The organism is uncultured Metabacillus sp. (genome assembly GCF_947503125.1).
Lineage (GTDB): Bacteria > Bacillota > Bacilli > Bacillales > Bacillaceae > Metabacillus.
The window spans coordinates 1-1,591 of sequence record NZ_CANNCR010000140.1 but is presented as its reverse complement, the minus strand read 5'-3'; the positions used below and the strand labels follow the sequence as shown (position 1 = coordinate 1,591).

The window sequence follows — 1,591 nt, the reverse complement described above, 5'->3', positions numbered from 1 at the left end:
TTTATACCCATTCCTTTCGCTTCGCTCAAGGCACAAAACGTAATGAAATAAGTTTTGTACCTCGAGCGTCTATTTATTAATCTAAAGCCATAGGGATAACAGTTAACTACAAATCACGTGGAGGTGAGTGGGCTGCTCCAGTTGTGGAGTGACCGCATTTTTATATGTGTAGATTGTCTTTCCAAGCACAAATAAGTGTGACTTCGAGCACGCAGACTTATCTTTGTATAAACATTACTCGTTTATTGCTGGGCAATCAGTCAATGCTGTCTATCCCTATAATTCCTTTGAAAGGATCGTTCCCTATGGCTTTAAAAATTGTTTATCCCATCTGTTGTGGAATTGATGTCCACAAAACCTTTGTTGTGGCCTGTATTGCTTCAACGAACAACAAAGGAGTTACTACCTACAAACGCCATCGCTTTTCTACCTATACAAAAGGATTGAAAGAGCTGTCACAATGGCTTTGTGAAAACGACTGTAAGGATGTCTGTATGGAATCTACCGGGAAATACTGGATTCCTGTGTTTAATGTACTTGAAGATTCCTGCAACATCACTCTGGCGCATCCTAAATATGTCAAGGCGATCCGTGGCAAAAAGACCGACAAAAAAGATGCCAAATGGATTGCCGATTTATTTAAGCATGATCTTGTAGCTGGAAGCTTTATGCCCCCGCTTGCGATCAGACAACTTCGTGACCTTATGCGATACCGTTTTAAACTGACGAACTTTATGTCGAGTGAGAAGAACCGTCTTCAAAACTGTTTAACGATGTCTAACATTCAGCTTGGAAATGTGGTTTCGGATACCTTTGGCAAAAGCTCCATGAATATCATTGAAAAACTCCTTGAAGATCCAATGGATACTTCTTTTGATATTGAACCTTTGATCCATGGTTCCATGAAGAAAAAGCTTCCTGAACTGGGGCTCGCCATTGACGGATTTATTACTCCGGAACAAGCTGAAAAGTTAAAGGTGATTAAACATCACTATGAAGACCTTTACTCACGTAAAGCTGACCTTGAACAAATTATTCTTTCCCTTGCCGAGCCCTACTCAGAAGAAATCAACTTAATCTTAACTGTTCCGTCCTTTAAGAACATCTTTTCCGCCATTGCCGTGGTATCGGAAATTGGTGTTAATATGGACGTGTTTCCGACAGCTAAGCATGCATGTTCCTGGGCAGGACTTACTCCCACAAATAACGAGAGTGCCGGCAAGAAAAAATCAGTAAGAATTTCGAGAGCAGGCTGCTACATAAAGCCTCTTTTGGTACAGTGCGCTACCGCTGTGGTCAAAAGTGAAAAGCATCCCGAAATTCGAAACCGCTATTTAAAACTTAAAAAACGCCGTGGTCACAAACGAGCAATTATTGCCATTGCTCGAATGCTTTTAACAGCTATATACAACATTCTCAAAAAGAAAGAACCATATAATCCTGAATTATATAAAAAATCAGATGTTCTTCCAGTAAACCGTGAAATCACGGTAGAACAAGCTATTTTATTAGCTAAAAGTCAAGGCTTTCGAGTGATGGAAGTTACAACTACTTGACGCTAAACTAACCATATATTTCCAGTTGAGTCATC

General features: G+C 40.0%; 1 protein-coding gene. It reads left to right on the top strand.

What is annotated here, in order from left to right; genetic code table 11:
• Positions 1-305: 305 nt before the first annotated feature.
• Positions 306-1,556, top strand: coding sequence for an IS110 family transposase (locus Q1B07_RS26475; RefSeq protein ID WP_299095768.1), 1,251 nt, complete (start codon positions 306-308; stop codon positions 1,554-1,556).
• Positions 1,557-1,591: the final 35 nt, after the last annotated feature.